The sequence below is a fragment of the Burkholderia seminalis DSM 23518 genome, from assembly GCF_902832885.1.
In the GTDB taxonomy this organism is placed as follows: Bacteria; Pseudomonadota; Gammaproteobacteria; order Burkholderiales; family Burkholderiaceae; genus Burkholderia; species Burkholderia seminalis.
The window spans coordinates 66,359-82,316 of the sequence record NZ_CADFDK010000014.1 but is presented as its reverse complement, the minus strand read 5'-3'; the positions used below and the strand labels follow the sequence as shown (position 1 = coordinate 82,316).

At 71.0% G+C, this 15,958-nt stretch carries 12 protein-coding genes; 5 read left to right on the top strand and 7 right to left on the bottom strand.

Going from position 1 to position 15,958, the window contains the following annotated elements; genetic code table 11:
- Window positions 1-3 precede the first annotated feature (3 nt).
- The 7 genes from HWX00_RS30340 to HWX00_RS30310 form a co-directional block, all read right to left on the bottom strand.
- Complete coding sequence (locus HWX00_RS30340; protein WP_175027299.1) at window positions 4-549, bottom strand: GNAT family N-acetyltransferase; 546 nt, start codon at window positions 547-549, stop codon at window positions 4-6.
- 66 nt (window positions 550-615) lie between these two features.
- Entirely contained in the window at window positions 616-1,500 is an 885-nt protein-coding gene (locus HWX00_RS30335; protein WP_124609291.1) for an alpha/beta fold hydrolase, read from the bottom strand.
- The gene (locus tag HWX00_RS30330) at window positions 1,497-3,194 is read right to left on the bottom strand and encodes a dipeptide ABC transporter ATP-binding protein (RefSeq protein ID WP_124609290.1); all 1,698 of its coding nucleotides are present in this window, start codon (window positions 3,192-3,194) and stop codon (window positions 1,497-1,499) included. The genes HWX00_RS30335 and HWX00_RS30330 overlap by 4 nt, the downstream gene beginning before the upstream one ends.
- Window positions 3,191-4,021, bottom strand: a complete 831-nt coding sequence (locus HWX00_RS30325; RefSeq protein WP_034190929.1) for an ABC transporter permease — start codon at window positions 4,019-4,021, stop codon at window positions 3,191-3,193. Before HWX00_RS30325 ends, HWX00_RS30330 begins: the two co-directional genes overlap by 4 nt.
- Window positions 4,018-5,019: an ABC transporter permease gene (locus tag HWX00_RS30320; protein ID WP_034190928.1), complete on the bottom strand. Its 1,002-nt coding sequence runs from the start codon at window positions 5,017-5,019 to the stop codon at window positions 4,018-4,020. Before HWX00_RS30320 ends, HWX00_RS30325 begins: the two co-directional genes overlap by 4 nt.
- 4 nt (window positions 5,020-5,023) lie before the next feature.
- On the bottom strand, window positions 5,024-6,655 hold the full coding sequence (locus HWX00_RS30315) for an ABC transporter substrate-binding protein (RefSeq protein WP_226194265.1): 1,632 nt from the start codon (window positions 6,653-6,655) through the stop codon (window positions 5,024-5,026).
- Entirely contained in the window at window positions 6,655-7,896 is a 1,242-nt protein-coding gene (locus HWX00_RS30310) for an SfnB family sulfur acquisition oxidoreductase (RefSeq protein WP_124609288.1), read from the bottom strand. Before HWX00_RS30310 ends, HWX00_RS30315 begins: the two co-directional genes overlap by 1 nt.
- A 386-nt stretch (window positions 7,897-8,282) precedes the next feature.
- Between HWX00_RS30310 and HWX00_RS30305 the strand changes: the two genes are divergently transcribed.
- The 5 genes from HWX00_RS30305 to HWX00_RS30280 are packed head-to-tail and all read left to right on the top strand — an operon-like array spanning window position 8,283 to window position 15,922.
- Complete coding sequence (locus HWX00_RS30305; protein ID WP_175027300.1) at window positions 8,283-10,637, top strand: TonB-dependent receptor; 2,355 nt, start codon at window positions 8,283-8,285, stop codon at window positions 10,635-10,637.
- Window positions 10,638-10,648: 11 nt separating this feature from the next.
- A complete protein-coding gene (locus HWX00_RS37460) occupies window positions 10,649-13,042 on the top strand; it encodes an NtaA/DmoA family FMN-dependent monooxygenase (RefSeq protein WP_208456747.1) in 2,394 nt (797 codons plus the stop codon).
- Window positions 13,039-14,094, top strand: coding sequence for an LLM class flavin-dependent oxidoreductase (locus tag HWX00_RS30290; protein ID WP_175027301.1), 1,056 nt, complete (start codon window positions 13,039-13,041; stop codon window positions 14,092-14,094). The genes HWX00_RS37460 and HWX00_RS30290 overlap by 4 nt, the downstream gene beginning before the upstream one ends.
- Window positions 14,091-14,816: an LLM class flavin-dependent oxidoreductase gene (locus HWX00_RS30285; protein WP_051701064.1), complete on the top strand. Its 726-nt coding sequence runs from the start codon at window positions 14,091-14,093 to the stop codon at window positions 14,814-14,816. The genes HWX00_RS30290 and HWX00_RS30285 overlap by 4 nt, the downstream gene beginning before the upstream one ends.
- Entirely contained in the window at window positions 14,813-15,922 is a 1,110-nt protein-coding gene (locus HWX00_RS30280) for an LLM class flavin-dependent oxidoreductase (RefSeq protein WP_034190925.1), read from the top strand. The genes HWX00_RS30285 and HWX00_RS30280 overlap by 4 nt, the downstream gene beginning before the upstream one ends.
- Window positions 15,923-15,958 lie beyond the last annotated feature (36 nt).

The following is a 15,958-nucleotide window of genomic DNA, read 5'->3' as shown; positions in this document are numbered from 1 at the left end:
GATTCAATCCGGGCTGCTCGCGTGCGCCAGCTGAACCGGCAACAGATATTTCTCGAACAACACGCCGGGAGGCGCATCCTCGCCGAAATCGTGCGACGACAGCAGCGTGTAGCCGGAGGATCGGTAAAGGCCGACCGCTTCGGGTTGTCGCGGCCCGGTTCCCAGATGCACGCGCGTGTAGCCTTGCCGCGCAGCCTGCGCCTCGAGCTCGGCCAGCACACGCCGGGCCAGCCCCTGCCGGCGATGCGCGCGACTGACCCAGATCCGCTTGAACTCGGCCGTGGCCGGGGCGTGATGGCGCATGAAGGCACCGCCCGCGATGGCCCGACCCGCGCGCAACAGCAGCACAAACGCGCCCTGGGGCGGCGCGAACGCCTCGACCGGGTAGCGCACGAGCTCCTTTTCGAGTTCTTCCTCGGAAATGTAAGCGGCGTAACGGCTGCTGTATTCGTACGCCAGCTCGTCGAACAACGGCCGCGTGAGCGGGTCTCGGGCCGACACATAGACGAACCGGTCCTGCCGATCCAACGAAGCTTCGACTTCAGACATCAAACGTCTCCTCACGAACCGTTGCCCGCATCGAGGCCCGGTCTGTCATGGTCCATCCGCCGGCACTCACGCCGACGGCGCCGGCTGAACCGCGCGTTCGAGCAGCGCACGCAATGCCGCGCCGACCCCATCGGGCCGCTCGAGCATCAACTGATGCCCACAGGCCGAAAGCACGTCGAACGTCGCATTCGGCAACGCATCGGCCAGCGCACGCCCGCCGGCCGGCGGCGTCAGCCCGTCGGCATCGCCGGCCAGCACCGCGACCGGCAGGTCGAGCGCCGCCAGCCGCTGCGCATCGGGCCACGGCGCCGCGCGCAGCACGGCCTGGAACGTCGTCATCCGGTTGCGGCGCGCCACGCGCGACTCGTACGCGACGAGCGCCGGATCGGCCCGCGGATGCCACGCGAGCCGCCGGAACCGCCGCGCGAATATCGGCTTGATCCATTCGAGCAGCCAGCCCGGCAATGCCGGCGGCCGTGTCACCGGGCGCGCGAGCTGCGTGCCGAGCAGCAGCGCGCCGCTTGCTTCGTGCAGCCGCCCGAGCGCCGCAAGCCGCTCGAGCAGCGCGAGCGTGCTGCCGGTACCGAGCGAATGCGCGACCAGCACGTTGTGCGTGCCCTTGTAGCGGTCGAACAGCGCGAGATAGTCGCGAAGCGTTTCGTCGCCGTGGTAAGCGCCGCTTCGCGCGGATGGCCGAGGGCTATCGCCATGGCCAAGGAAATCCCATGCGACGAGCGCGTAGCCCGCGTCGGCGAACGTGCGCCACTGGGCCCGCCACTGATTCTTGTTGCCGCCGCCACCGTGTGCGAAGAACAGCACCGTCCCCGCATGCGGCGAGCCGCGCGGCGCGGCGTGATGCGCGACACTCAGCGTGCGCCCGGCGCGCACCTCGACCGGCACGCCGGCCACGACGGCTGAAGCATCGGCCGCGAAGTTCGAATCGGAGGTCATGATTGTTCCTCGTTGATGCGACGAGCACGCATGGCGGGCTCCGCCGTGCCGATCGCGACCACGCGCTCCGGCAATACCGGCATCGCGTCGAGCAACGCGCGCGTGTACGGGTGGCGCGCAGCGCCGAATACTTGCGCGGTGTCGCCCAGCTCGACCACCCGCCCCGCCTGCATCACCGCGATTCGGTCGCAGATCTGCGCGGCGACGCGCAGGTCGTGCGTGACGAACACGATCGCCATCGCGCGGCGCCGCTGCACCGACGCGAGCAGTTCGAGCACCTGCGCCTGCACCGACACGTCGAGCCCCGAGACCATCTCGTCGGCCACGAGGATCGACGGGTCGAGCGCCAGCGCACGCGCAAGGCTGATCCGTTGTCGCTGCCCGCCGGAAAATTCGTGCGGATACCGGTCGAGCGCATCCGGCGGCAAACCGACCTGCGCGAGCAGTTCGGCCGCCCGCCGATACGCCGCACCACGGCCGACACCGTGCGCAAGCAGGCCGGTCGCGACGATCTGCGCGATCGTCTGACGCGTATTCAGCGACGCATACGGGTCCTGGAACACCATCTGGATGTCGCGGCGCAGCGGCCGCAATGCGTGGTCCGCCAGACGCGCGAGATCGTGCTCGCCGCGCAGCACGATGCGCCCCGCATCCACTCGCGCGAGCCGCACCAGCGCCCGCGCGAGCGTCGACTTCCCCGAACCCGATTCGCCGACGATGCCGAGCGTCTCGCCGGCATGCAGCGTGAAGCCGACGTCGATCAGCGCATCGACGCCGCGTCGCCCTCGCGCCGGCAGGAACGGCAACGCGCGGCGCGGCGCATAGCGCTTGCGCAAGCCGTGCACGTCCAGCAGCGGCACGCCGCTGCGAATGACGGTGCGCTGCTCGACGCGCCCGTGCGGCACCGCATCGAGCAGCGCGCGCGTGTAGGGATGGCGCGGCGCGCGCAGCACGTCGGCCGCGCGACCGCTCTCGACCGGCTCGCCGTCGCGCAGCACCACGACGCGATCGGCGATGCGCGCGACCACGCCGAAGTCGTGCGTGATCAGCAGCACGCCGGTTCGCCGCGTGCGCGCCGCCTGCTCGATCAGCGCCAGAATGCGCGCCTGCGTGGTGACGTCGAGCGCGGTGGTCGGTTCGTCGGCGATCAGCAGCGCCGGTTCGAGCGCGAGCGCCATCGCGATCAGCACACGCTGGCGCTGGCCGCCCGACAGCGCATCGGGATACGCATGCCGCAACCGCTCGGGTTCCGGCAGGCCGACGTCGCGCAACAGCGCCGTCACGCGCGCGGCGCGCGCCGCACCGTCGCCGCGGCCGCTCAGCACGCGATGGACGCGCAGCACCTCGTCGACCTGCGCGCCGACCGTCATCAGCGGATTCAGCGCCGCGAGCGGTTCCTGGAAGACCATCGACACGTCGCGGCCGCGCGCCGCGCGCCGTTCGGCATCGCTGCACCGTGCGAGATCCCGGCCCCGCAGCACGATGCGCCCGGCCGCATGCCGCACGCCGCGCGGCAACAGGCCGGCGATCGCGGCCGCGAGCAGCGACTTGCCCGATCCCGACGCGCCGACCACGCACAGCACCTCGCCGGGCTCGACCGTCAGCGACACGTCGCGCACCGCGTCGCGGCGTTCGGCGCCGGGCGGCAACGCGAGCGTGAGCCGCTCGATCGACAACAGCGGTGCGCCGCTCATCGCCCCTGCTCCGCAACCGCCGACGCATGGCGCAACCCCTCGCCGACCCGGTTGATCGCAAGCGCGGTCGCGACGATCGCGAGCCCCGGCCAGATGCTCAGCCACCACGCGTCGCGCACCACGTTGCGCGCCGCGCCGATCATGAAGCCCCAGCTCATCTGCGACGGATCGCCGAGTCCGAGAAACGACAGCGCCGATTCGGTGAGGATCGCGGTCGCGACCATCAGCGCGGCCAGCACCGCGAGCGGCGGCCAGACGTGCGGCAGGATCTGGCACCGCACGAGCGCAGCCGGCGACTCGCCGGCAAGCCGCGCCGCGAGCACGAACTCCCGTTGCGCGAGCCCGATGAATTCGCCGCGCACGAGCCGTGCGATCGCCGGCCACGACACGGCGGCGATCGCCACGATCGTCGATTCGAGCGACGCACCGAGCACGGCCGCGATCGTGACCGCGACCGCGAATTGCGGCACGGTCTGGAACAGCGTCGTGACTGCCATCAGTGCCCGGTCGACCCAGCCGCCGCACCAGCCCGCGAGCGCACCGATCGACACGCCGAGCGCAAAGGTCGCGACGGTCGCCGCGAGTCCGATGAACAGCGACACGCGCGCACTCCATAGCAGCGCGACCAGCACGTCGCGCCCGAGCATGTCGGTGCCGAGCGGATGGCCGGCCTGCAGCGGCCGCAGCAACGGCTCGCCCGCCATGCTCCACGGCGACGGCAGCCACAGCGGCGCGCTCAGCGCGACAAGCGTGACGACGGCAAGAAACAGCACGCCGGCCGCCGCACCGCGCGCGCGCACGAAACGGCGCAGGATGCCGCTCGTCATCGCGCCCCCCGCCGATCGATGCGCGGGTCGACGATCCCGTACAGCAGGTCGGTCAATGCATTGAACAGCACCACGAGCGCCGCGACCACGGCGAGCAGCCCGAGCAGCACCGGATAGTCGCGCTGCAGCAGCGCGTCGTACATCAGTCCACCGAGGCCGGGCCACGCGAATACGATCTCGGTCACGAGCGCGCCGCCCGCGAGCTGCCCGAGTTGCAGCCCGCCGAGCGTGACGACCGGCAACAGCGCATTGCGCAGCACGTGGCGGATCATCACGCGCGGCTCGGATGCGCCCTTCGCGCGCGCAGTACGCACGAATTCGCGTTCGATCACCTCGAGCATCGCGGCGCGCGTGAGCTGCACGTAGATCGCGCCGTACACGAGCCCGAGTGTCGTGGCCGGCAGCACCAGGTGCGCGGCGACGTCGAGCGCGTGGCGCCACCCCGTATAGCCGGCGCCGACGCTTTCCATCCCGAACGACGGCAGCCAGCCGAGCACCACCGAGAACGCGATCACGCTCATCAGCGACAGCCAGAACAGCGGCGTCGCATAGACGATCACCGCCAGCGCGCCGATCGTGCGCGCGATGCGACGCGCCCATGGACCGCCTCGCGACTCGCCATACGCGGCGATCGCACCCGCCGTCACGCCCGCGACGACCGATACGACGAACGCGGCCGCCATCAGCAGCAGCGTCGCGGGCAGGCGCTCGACGACGAGCTGCAGCACCGGCAGCTGGTTGCGGTACGAGAAGCCGAAATCGACGTGCGCGAGATCGCGCAGATACAACCCGAACTGCTCGACGAGCGGCCGGCTCAATCCGAGCTGCGCGCGCAGCCGTTCGACGTACGCGGCATCGCCCGAGCCCGCGTCGCCGGCAAGCATCAGCGCGGGATCGCCCGGCGCGAGCCGCACCAGGAAGAAGTTCACGACCAGCACGCCCAGCACGACCGCAAGGCCCCGGAGCACCGTCGACGTCAAACGCAGCGCCGTGTTCATCGCGTCATCCGATCCACGTGTCCTCGAGACTGTCGTTCACGCTGGTGGCCGTGCGCAGCAGGTTGTGGACGTTGCGCCGGTACACCGTCGGGTTCACCATCTCGAAGATGTTCGCGATCGCCGCGTCGTTCGCGAGCGTGGTCTGAAGCTGCGCGTAGCGCGCGCGGCGCGCGGCCGGATCGGTATCCAGCGCGGCCGCGTCCCACAGCGCGTCGGCCTGCGGATTGCGGTAACCCTCGACGTTGCCGAACGGCGAGCCCTTCGAGATGCCGTCGATCCGGTACAGCGGCGCGACGCCGAAATCCGGGTCCGCGTTCTGGAACAGGAAGTTGTAGCTCAGGTCGAAATTCCAGTTCGCGACGCGCGCATACCAGCCGGCCGCGTCGGTCGTCTGCACGCGCAGCCGGAAACCGGCCTGGCCGAGCGCCTGCTGCGTGTATTCGGCCACCCGCTCCCACGCGCCGCCCTTCTCGCCGTTGAGCAGCACGAGCGGGAACTTGCCGACGTCGATGCCCGACTGCCGGATCAGCGCGCGCGCCCGCTCCGGGTCGTACGCGAAGCGCGGCACGTTCGGATCGTAGAACGGCGACGACGACACGAACGGGCCGTTCGCGACCTTCCCGTAGCCGAAGAAGATCCGGTCGACGATGAACTGGCGATCGAGCGCGTGCAGCACCGCCTGGCGCACGAGCACGTTGTCGAACGGCGGCTTGCGCTGGTTCAGTTCGAGAAAGGCCATCCCGGTGAACAGCTCCCAGCCCTGCGTCGTGATCGCGACGCCCGGCAGCTTCGCGAGCCGCGCGATGTCCGCGTAGTCGACGTCACCCGCGCGCAGCGCATGGATCTGCCCGCGTTCGAACGCGATCGAGCGCGCGGCCGCGTCGGGCACGACGTTGAACACGATTCCGTCGAGATACGGCAGCCCCTTCTTCCAGTAATCCGGGTTGCGCGCGACACGGATGTATGCGCCGCGCTTCCATTCGCGGAACACGAACGGCCCGGTGCCGACCGGATGCTGGTTCGCGGGATTGCCGCGCGGATCCTTGCCCTGGTACAGATGGGCCGGCAGGATCGGCAGGAGCCCGCTGCCGAGCAGATTGATCAGTCCCGCGTACGGCTTCTTCAGGCGGATCGTCACCTGCAGCGGGCCGCTCGCGTCGATCGACGCGACGTACTTGTCGAACGTCACCTTCGTGCGCGGCAGCGCCTGCGGCGCGATTTCCTTCAGCGTGACGACCACGTCCCGCGCGCCGAACGGCTGCCCGTCGTGCCAGCGCACGCCCGGCTGCAGGTCGAACGTGTACGTCAGCGCGTCCGCCGACGCACGCCAACTGCGCGCGAGCACCGGCACCGCGCGCAGTTGCGGGTCGAAGCCGAGCAGACCCTGGAAGATCTTGCCGCCGACGTATTGCGACGCGACGTGCGGCGTCAGCGCGTTGACGAGCGACGGCGGTTCCGGCTGCGCGAACAGCGACAGCGTGCCGCCGCGCACCGGCGCTACCGCGGCGGCGTCCGCCGCGAACACGCGGGCCGCGCCGCCGAGCCCGGCCGCGGCCCACGCGGCGGCGAGCGCATAGCGGCGCCGCGCCGGGTCCTTCGGCGCGAACGGCGAGGGAGTCTGGAGCGTGTCGGTCATCACAGGTAGCCGTGGCGCGGCGGGTTCACGTGGTTGAGCACGTAATTGCCGATCGCGTGGTATTTCCAGCGCACCGGATCGTGCAGCGTGTGGGTGCGCGCATTGCGCCAGTGACGGTCGAGGTTGTATTCGCTCAGCACCGAGCGCGTGCCCGACAGTTCGAACAGCTTGTTGGTCGCGAGGATCGCGAGCTCGGTGCTCAGCACTTTCGCGGCCGCGACCTGCACCGAGGCGTGCGCGACCTGCGCGTCGTCGAGTTCGGCCGGCAATGCGTCGAGCGCCGCGGCGGCACGGTCGAGCAGCGCCTCGGTCGCAAGCAGGCGCACCTGCACGTCCGCGACGTCGCGGATCACGTACGGATCGTCGGACGCGCGCGCGATCCCGCTGTCGGCCCACGGCCGGCTGCGCGTCCGCACGAACTCCAGCGTGTCGGCCAGCGCCGCGCGCGCGATGCCGACGTCTATGTTGGCGTGCAGGTACTGCGACACGGGGCCCGCGAGCGTCGGCCGCTCGAACGCCGCCTGGATCGAGACCACGTCGTGTTCGTCGACCTCCACGCCCGACAGCGTCAGCGTGCCGCTCGCCGTCGTGCGCTGCCCGAAGCCGCTCCAGTCGTCGACGATGTCGAGCCCCGGCCGGTCACGCTCGACCAGTGCCTGCACGTAGCGGCCGTCGTCGTCGAGCGCGAGCACCGCGATCCAGTCGGCGAACAGCGCACCGGTCGAATAGAACTTCTGGCCGTCGAGCACGAGCCGCCCGTCGCGCCGCGACAGCCGCGTGCCGATCTCGAGCGCGTTCTTGGTCCCGCGTTCGGACGCCGCATGGCCGATCCGCGCGCCGTCGAGCACGAGGCCGAAGAACTTGCGGCGCTGCGCCTCGTCGCCCGTGAGCCGGATCACGTCGAGCGCGTGGAAGTGATTCTTCGGCAACTGACCGATCGATGGATCCGCCTGCGCGATGGTCCGCACGACTTCGCCGAGCGTCGCGAGCGACACCTCCGCGCCGCCGAACGCGCGCGGCACCGTGATACCCCACAGCCCGCTGCCGGAGAAGAGGTCGAGCTCCGCGAACGGCAGGCGCCGCTCGCGGTCGCGCAACGCCGCGTCGCGCGCCAGCTCGTCGGCGAGCCGGCGCGCGGTTTCGAGCGCGTGCGCGTCGTCGGCGATGCGGCTCGCGGGTGGACGGGAGGACAGCGGGGACGACGCGCGGGCCGGCGTGTCGGCGGACGTGAAAGCGTTCATGAAGATCCTCGTGGACAGAAGCATGGCTTCCGTCGACAGCAAGCGCCATGCCAATGCCGCCCTGTCGGCCTGTGCGGCCTTCGCACGGCACGCGGCGCGCTGGATTTCCAGCGAGATGCCGCAAATGCAGCATGCGGCGCGCGGCGCGGCGGCGCTGCTGGAAATCCAGCAAAACGACTGGAACGCAGGCGCGCGCGCTGCGTCGTCCGGCCGGTGCATTCGGCGTCGAGCCTTTACGGGTCGTGCCCGGCCGCCCCTTGGCACGTCTGTTGCAAAGCCCGCTCACGCACTGCCGAGCCGTGGCGGCATCGATCCGATGCACGGCACCGCGCCGGACCACACGCACAACAACGCTTCGATTTGGGGATCTACGGATGAAATACAGAATGTTGAGCGCCTCCCTCGGCGCGTCGGCACTGCTGGCCGCATCGCCGGCGCTGCACGCGCAGCAGCAACCGGCCGTGACCGATGCGCCGGTCGCTGCATCGGCGGCCGGGGCTGCACCGATCACACCGGCCGCGTCGGCTGCACCGGCCGCATCGACCGACCCGGCGGCGGCAACCGGCGCGACGCGCGCGACCGGCGGTGCGCCGGTCGCCGAGGCCCAGCTGAAAGACGTGATCGTCACCGCGCAGCGGCGGCGGCAATCGGCGCAGCGCGTCGGCACGTCGATGTCGGTGCTGTCGGGCAGCGACCTGAAGACACTGAACGTCGAAACCGTCAACGACCTGCAGCACGCGACCGCGAGCGTCGAAGTCGAACCCGCGTTCGGCGGCGGCCAGCCGCAGTTCCGGATTCGCGGCGTCGGCTTCAACGACTACACGTCGAACAACGCGTCGACGGTCGGCATCAACGTCGACGACGTCGCGTACGCGCTGCCGATCCAGACCCAGGGGCAACTGTTCGACATCGCGCGCGTCGAAGTGCTGCGCGGCCCGCAGGGCACGCTGTACGGCCGCAACACGACGGGCGGCACGGTGAACTTCATCACGAACCAGCCGACCCGCGATTTCGAAGCCGGCGGGAGCGTCGAATACGGCACGCACAACCTGCTGACGACCGAAGGCTACGTGTCCGGGCCGCTGAGCGACCGCGTGCGCGGCCGTTTCGCGTTCACGACGCAGGATTTCGGCGCGTGGCAGAACAATCGCGCGACCAACCAGACGCTCGGCAACCACGACAGCGCCGCCGCGCGCGCGCAGCTCGACTGGGACGTCGCGCGCGTTTTCAAGTTGCACTTCGGCGCGCACGGCGGCTTCGACAAGTCGGACAACACGGGGCTCTACCTGTTTACGCCGTACACGTCGGCCAAGACCGGCGAGGTGATCCCTGCCGATGCCGATCACACGAAGACGGGTTGGGGCGTGAGTCCCGCGTTTTCGCGCGTGACGGGCCTGTCGACCGACGCGAAGCCGGGGCGCAACAACGTGAACGGCGGCGTCGACCTGACCGCGACGTGGAACCTGGGCCCGGTCGAGCTGAAGAGCATCACCGCATACAACTACCTGCACCGCCGCGAGTATTCGGACTGGGACGCGACGCAGTACCACGACTCCGACGAATACTTCGACGACACCGTCAACGAAGTCACGCAGGAGCTGCGCGCGTCGTCGCGCGGCGACACGCGGCTGCGCTGGGTCACCGGCCTGTTCTACTCGCACGACGATCTCGACGAGAAGTTCTATTCCGACTTCAGCGACCGGCTCGGCTTCATCGCGCTCACGCGCTACCGGCAGTCGGTCGATACGCTCGGCGTCTACGGCCAGGCGACCTACGACATCACGAAACGCCTGCGGGGCATCGTCGGTGTGCGCCAGGAACACGAGAAGCGCGAATTGCGCGGCTTCGCGTCCGGCATGCTGACGCCGTCGTTCGTGCCGTTCGCGGGCTTCCAGGGCGGCGACGCGAACCAGTCGCTGACGTCGAACGGCACGTCCGGCAAGGTCGGCCTCGAGTTCGACCTGGCCCCGGCGACGATGCTTTACACGACCGTCAGCCGCGGCTACAAGTCGGGCGGCTTCACCGCGCACAACACCGGCAATTCGAACGCGCTCGCACCGTTCAAGCCGGAATCGCTGACCGCATACGAAGTAGGTTTCAAGGCCGACCTCACGCGCTCGCTGCGCTGGAACGCGTCGGCGTTCCATTACGACTATCACGACCAGCAGGTGTTGTCGGCCACCTTCGATCCGAACTCGCAATCGCTGATCGGCACGTTCGTCAACGCGCCGAAATCGCGCATCGACGGCTTCGAGACCGATCTGAAATGGCAGCCGGTGCGCGGGCTGGAAATCTCGCAGTACGTCGGCTACAAGAGCGGCAAGTACACGTCGCCGTTCGTCACGTACAACACGCAGGCGTCGGCGGCCAGCGGCCATAACGTGTTCACCGACTACAACGGCACCGCGCTCAGCTTCCCGCGCCTGAGCTATGGCGGGCAGGTCGCCTACAGCTGGCTCGCCGGCGGCTACCGGCTGCGTGCGGAGACCAACTACAGCTACCGCGACGCGTATTCGCAATTGCTCCTGCTCGGCCCGAACTACACGGTCGACAGCTACTGGCTCGTCAACGCGAGCCTGACCGTCACGTCGCCCGACCGGCACTGGGACGTCGCACTGTGGGCGCGCAACCTGTTCAACCGCCAGTACGACCTGACGAAGAACTTCTTCCTGCCCGGCACCAACGTCGCCGCCGCGGGCCAGCCGCGCACCGTCGGCGTGCGCGTGACCTACACGTATTGAGGAGCCGACGGATGACGCACCGCACCGACACCCTCAAACTCAACGCGATGCTGAACGGCGGCGGCAGCCACGTCGTCGGCTGGCGCCATCCGCTCGCGCAGCCCAACGGCAACCGCGACTTCGCCCATTTCCGCCGAATGGCGCAGACAGCCGAGCGCGGCAAGCTCGATGCGCTGTTCGTCGCGGACGTGGTCGCCACGCAGGGCAGCCACATCGACTCGCTCCGCCGCAGCGCGCGCGCCGACACCTTCGAACCGCTCACGCTGCTCGCCGCACTGGCGGCGGTCACGCACCACATCGGCCTGATCGCAACGGCGACGACGACCTACAACGCGCCCTACCACATCGCCCGCAAGTTCGCGTCGCTCGACCACCTGAGCGGCGGGCGCGCCGGGTGGAATCTCGTCACGTCGGTGGTGCCCGACGAAGCGGCGAACTTCGGCGCGGCGCCACACCTCGCGCACGCCGACCGCTACGCGCGCGCCGACGAATTCCAGCGCGTCGTGGCCGGGCTCTGGGACAGCTGGGAAGACGATGCATTCATCGAGGACAAGGCGGCCGGCCTCCATTTCGATCATCGCAAGCTGCACGTGCTCGATCATCACGGGCCGCACTTCAGCGTGCGCGGCCCGCTGAACGTCGCACGCGCGCCGCAGGGGCATCCGGTGCTCGTGCAGGCCGGCTCGTCGGACGCGGGCCGCGAGCTCGCGGCGCGCTGCGCGGAAGTGATCTTCACCGCGCAGCACCGGCTCGACGACGCGCAGGCGTTCTATGCGGACGTCAAGGGCCGCCTCGTGCATTACGGCCGCCGCCCCGAGCACCTGAAGATCCTGCCTGGCGTGATGCCGATCGTCGGCGCGACCGAGGCCGACGCGCGCGACAAGCTGCGCGCGCTGCAGGACCTGATCGACCCGGTGCTCGGGCTGCGGCTGCTCGCCGACAACGCAGGCGATTTCGACCTGTCCGGCTATCCGCTCGACGGCCCGCTGCCCGAGCTGCCGCCGAGCAATCGCAGCAAGAGCCGCCAGCAGCTGATCGTCGATCTCGCGCGCCGCGAGAATCTGACGATCCGCCAGCTCTACGAGCGCTTTGCCAGCGCGGGAGTCGTGACCGGCACGCCGAAGACCATCGCCGATCGCTTAGAGGAATGGTTCCGGTCGTACGGCGCCGACGGGTTCAACGTCGCGTTCGCATGGGTGCCCGGCGGCCTCGACGATTTCGTCGACCTCGTCGTGCCCGAACTGCAGCGCCGCGGGCTGTTCCGTACCGAGTACGAAGGCCCGACGCTGCGCGATCAGCTCGGGCTGCCACGCCCTCCCTTCTTTCGTCGCCCGTCGTCGCTGCGCGGCGATACGGTCGCCCCCCGTCGGCGGAGGTGCCGCATGACGCGCCCGTTTCGTCTCGGCGTGCTCACGCGCGTGTACGCGCCCGCCCCGTCGCCGCGCGTGCTGCACGACACGCTCGCGCTGATCGACGCGGCGGAAGCGCTCGGCTTCGACAGCGCGTGGGTCGCCCAGCACCATTTCGGCAGCGAAACGGGCCGCCTGCCGTCGCCGCTCGTGCTGCTGGCGGCCGCCGCACGCCGCACGCGGCGCATCGCGCTCGGCACCGGCGTGATCGTGCTGCCGCTCGAATCGGTGCTGCGCGTCGCCGAGGATGCGGCCGTGCTCGACGCGTTGGCCGACGGCCGCCTGCAGCTCGGCGTCGGCGCCGGCTTCGAGCCGGACGTGTTCGCCGCGTTCGGCCGCGATTTCGACGCGCGCGCGGCGCTGCAGGCCGAGGCGCTCGCGTCGTTGCAGCGTGCGCTCGCCGGTGCGCCGCTCGGGCCGGCCGGTGTGACACTGCAGCCGGGCGCGCCCACGCTGGCCGCCCGTTTATGGCAGGCGACCGGCCAGGCCGAGGCGGTCGCACGCAACGGTCACGGGCTGATCGTCGCGCGTACGCGCCCGGATCAGGACGGCGAAGCGGCACTCGTGGCGCGCTATCGCGGCGCGTGGACGCATCCGCACGCACCGCGCGTCGCACTCGTACGAGCGGTCGTGCCCGGCGACGATGCAGCGAGCGTCGAAACCGCGCTCGGCTCCGACATCCTGCGTTACGCCGCGCGGCTCGCGCGGGCCGGCGGCGTACCGGCGCCCGCGCCGGCCGACGTGCCGGCGCTGCTGGACCGCTTCGGCGTGCTGCGCGGCACGCCCGCCGACGTCGTGACCGCGTTGCATGCCGACCCCGCTCTGCCCGGCGCGACCGAACTCGTCGTGCAAGTGCAGACCGCGAGCACCTCGCATCGCGATGCGCTGCGGCGACTCGAAACCGTCGCGACAGCGATCGCACCGGCGCTCGGCTGGACGCCGGCCACCGCCGGGCCCGAAGCCGCTTCGCTCACCTCCGATCCGATCCCGACATGACCCATTCGTCCTCTCCCGCACCGGCCGCGCGCCGGCCGTTCAAGCTCGGTTTTCTCACGCACGTGCACGGCGCCGGCGACGCGCGCCGCGTCTACGCGGATCTCGAGACGCTGTTCGTCGCGGCGGAACAACTCGGCTTCGACGGCGGCTTCGTCGCGCAGCATCATTTCCGCGCGGAGTACGGCCGGCTGCCGTCGCCGCTCGTGCTGCTGGCCGCCGTCGCGCAACGCACGCGCCGCATCGAGCTCGGCACCGGCATCGTCACGCTGTCGCTCGAGGATCCGCTGCGGCTCGCCGAGGATGCGGCGGTGCTCGATGCGCTGGCCGGCGGCCGGCTGCAACTCGGGCTCGGCAGCGGCGGCGCGAACCTCGACGCGTTCGCCGCGTTCGGCTTCGACGTCGACACGCGCCAGGCGCGCTTCGCGGCCGCGCTCGAACGCCTGCAGGATGCGCTCGCCGGCCAGCCGGTCGCGCGCGGCACCGCCGACGCGCCGCCGCTCGTGCTGCAGCCCGCGGCGCCGGGCGTGCGCGAACGCCTGTGGCATTCGCATGCATCGCCCGACGGCGCACGGTTCGCCGCACGGAACGGCAACGGCCTGCTGCTCGGCACCGCCGTGCACGATCCGCGCACCGTGCAGTTGCCGCTCGCGCACGCGTATCTCGACGCCTGGCGCGAACGCGCGCACGCCGACGCAGCGCGGCCCCGCATCGGCGTGGTGCGCGCGGTGTTTCCCGCGCGGGACCGGCGCACCGCGCTCGCCGCGCTCGCGCCCGACGTCGTGCGGCACATTCCGTGGCTCGCGGCGAGCGGTCATCCCGACGTGACCGAGCCCGAGCAGATCGTGCGGCTGCTGAACGTCCATTACGGGCATCCGGACGACGTGATCGAAAGCCTGCGCGGCGACCCGGCGCTGTTCCCGTTCGCCGACTATTTCCTGCCGGTCGTGCAATCGGAAAGCGCGTCGCTCGACGACGCGCTGGCCCGGCTGCGCGCGCTCGCGGAAACGATTGCGCCGGCGCTCGGCTGGCAGCCGGCGCGGGCCGCGGCATGAGCGTGCCGCGTCTGCTGCTGCGGCTCGACATCAGCGCCAACGCCGCGCGGCCGGACCCGGCGGCCGACTGGATCGCGATCGCCGAGGCCGGCGTGTCGGCCGGCTGCGATGCGATTCTGCTGCCCGTGCAGCGCGCCGGCCCCGATCCGTGGATGGCAGCCGCGGCGCTCGTCGACGCGCTGCCGGCTCTGCGCGTGATGGTGACGCTCCAGGCGGGCGCGATACTGCCCGTCGCCGCCGCGCATCTCGCGCAGAGCCTGCAGTCGCTGAGCCGCGGCCGCGCGTGGCTCGCACTCGAAGCCGATGCGCCGGACGTCGATGCGACCGACCGCGCGATGCACCTGAACCGCGACCAGCGGCTCGCGCGCAGCGCCGAATTCCTGTCGATCCTGCGGGCGCTGTGGGCGGCCGAGTCGCCGCTGCAGTATCGCGGCACCTACTACCGCGCGGAGCATGCGCGCCTGCCAGATCTCGTCGCAAAGCGGCCGCCCGTCTACTGGTCGGTCGCAGAGCGGCACGAGATCGCGTTCGTCGCGTCGTGGTGCGACGGGCTGCTGATGCCCGCGAGCGCGCCGCCGCTCGCGGCGGCCGTCGAACACGCGTATCGCGCACGCGGCCTCGCGCCGCCACCGGCCGGCATCGTGCTCCGGCGCATGATCCGGTTCGACGCTGCGCGGCGCGCGCGCGCCGCGCAGCCGGCGAACGGGCGAGGCGATGCATGAGCGTCGATTTCGCATGGTTCCTGCCCACCAACGGCGACGGGCCGCATCTGGCCAACAGCGGGCTGCCGCGCCCGTCGACCTTCATGCAGGACTATCGGCCGGCGACGCCCGAATACCTGCGCGGCGTCGCCGGCGCGGCCGAGTCGGCCGGCTTCGACAGCCTGCTGCTGCCGATGGCCGCGGGCTTCGAGGATCCGTGGCTCGTCAGCGCGCAGCTCGCGCGCGCGACGCAGCGCATCGCGCTGATCGTCACGTTCCGGCCCGGGCTCGAGCAGCCCGAACAGATCGCGCGCAAGGCCGCGACCCTGCAGCACATGAGCGGCGCGCGCCTGCGCCTGTTCGCGGTCAACGGCTCGAGCGCTTACGAACAGCGCGCGCTCGGCGATTTTCTCGATCACGACGCGCGCTACCAGCGGACCTCCGAATACCTCCGGGTGCTGCGGCGGCTGTGGCAAGGCGGCGGGCATTCCGTCGCCGGCCGCTACTACATGCTGAGCCCCGCGCATGCCGGCGTGCCGCTCGCGACCCCGCCCGCGCTCTATCTCGGCGGCGCGTCGACGCTCGCCGAGCAGGTGGCCGCCAGCCAGGCCGATACATACCTGCTGTGGGGCGAGCCGCCCGACGCCGTGCGCGAGCGGGTCGCGCGGCTGCGCGCGCTGGCCGCGATGCACGGCCGCCGGCTGCGCTTCGGGCTGCGCGTGCACGTGATTGCCCGCGAGACCGAACGCGCCGCATGGGCGCGCGCCGACGAGTTGTTGAGCGAGATTTCCGACCAGACCTATGTCGACGCGCAGCGCAAGCTGGCCGCCTACGAGTCGGTCGGCCAGCAGCGCCAGACCGCGCTAAGCCGAGGCGCGCTGCGCTCGTTGCGCGAGCTGGAGGTGTATCCGAACCTGTGGGCCGGCGTTGGCCTGATCCGCGGCGGCGCGGGCACCGCGATCGTCGGCAGCTACGACCAGGTCGCCGCGCGCATCCACGAGTACCGCGCGCTCGGCATCGAGACGTTCCTGCTGTCGTCCTATCCGAACCTCGAGGAAGCGGCGCGCGTGGGAGAGGATGTATTGCCGCGCGTCCGCACGCGCCTGGCACGCGCGAGCCTGCCGTAACCGGCGGGAACGCCGCCGGGGCGACGGAGGCCGCCG

Bases quoted from the DNA above. Each gene is read 5' to 3' on its own strand.
- HWX00_RS30340 (WP_175027299.1), bottom strand. From the start codon at position 549: ATGTCTGAAGTCGAAGCTTCGTTGGATCGGCAGGACCGGTTCGTCTAT.
- HWX00_RS30335 (WP_124609291.1), bottom strand. From the start codon at position 1,500: ATGACCTCCGATTCGAACTTCGCGGCCGATGCTTCAGCCGTCGTGGCC.
- HWX00_RS30330 (WP_124609290.1), bottom strand. From the start codon at position 3,194: ATGAGCGGCGCACCGCTGTTGTCGATCGAGCGGCTCACGCTCGCGTTG.
- HWX00_RS30325 (WP_034190929.1), bottom strand. From the start codon at position 4,021: ATGACGAGCGGCATCCTGCGCCGTTTCGTGCGCGCGCGCGGTGCGGCG.
- HWX00_RS30320 (WP_034190928.1), bottom strand. From the start codon at position 5,019: ATGAACACGGCGCTGCGTTTGACGTCGACGGTGCTCCGGGGCCTTGCG.
- HWX00_RS30315 (WP_226194265.1), bottom strand. From the start codon at position 6,655: ATGACCGACACGCTCCAGACTCCCTCGCCGTTCGCGCCGAAGGACCCG.
- HWX00_RS30310 (WP_124609288.1), bottom strand. From the start codon at position 7,896: ATGAACGCTTTCACGTCCGCCGACACGCCGGCCCGCGCGTCGTCCCCG.
- HWX00_RS30305 (WP_175027300.1), top strand. From the start codon at position 8,283: ATGTTGAGCGCCTCCCTCGGCGCGTCGGCACTGCTGGCCGCATCGCCG.
- HWX00_RS37460 (WP_208456747.1), top strand. From the start codon at position 10,649: ATGACGCACCGCACCGACACCCTCAAACTCAACGCGATGCTGAACGGC.
- HWX00_RS30290 (WP_175027301.1), top strand. From the start codon at position 13,039: ATGACCCATTCGTCCTCTCCCGCACCGGCCGCGCGCCGGCCGTTCAAG.
- HWX00_RS30285 (WP_051701064.1), top strand. From the start codon at position 14,091: ATGAGCGTGCCGCGTCTGCTGCTGCGGCTCGACATCAGCGCCAACGCC.
- HWX00_RS30280 (WP_034190925.1), top strand. From the start codon at position 14,813: ATGAGCGTCGATTTCGCATGGTTCCTGCCCACCAACGGCGACGGGCCG.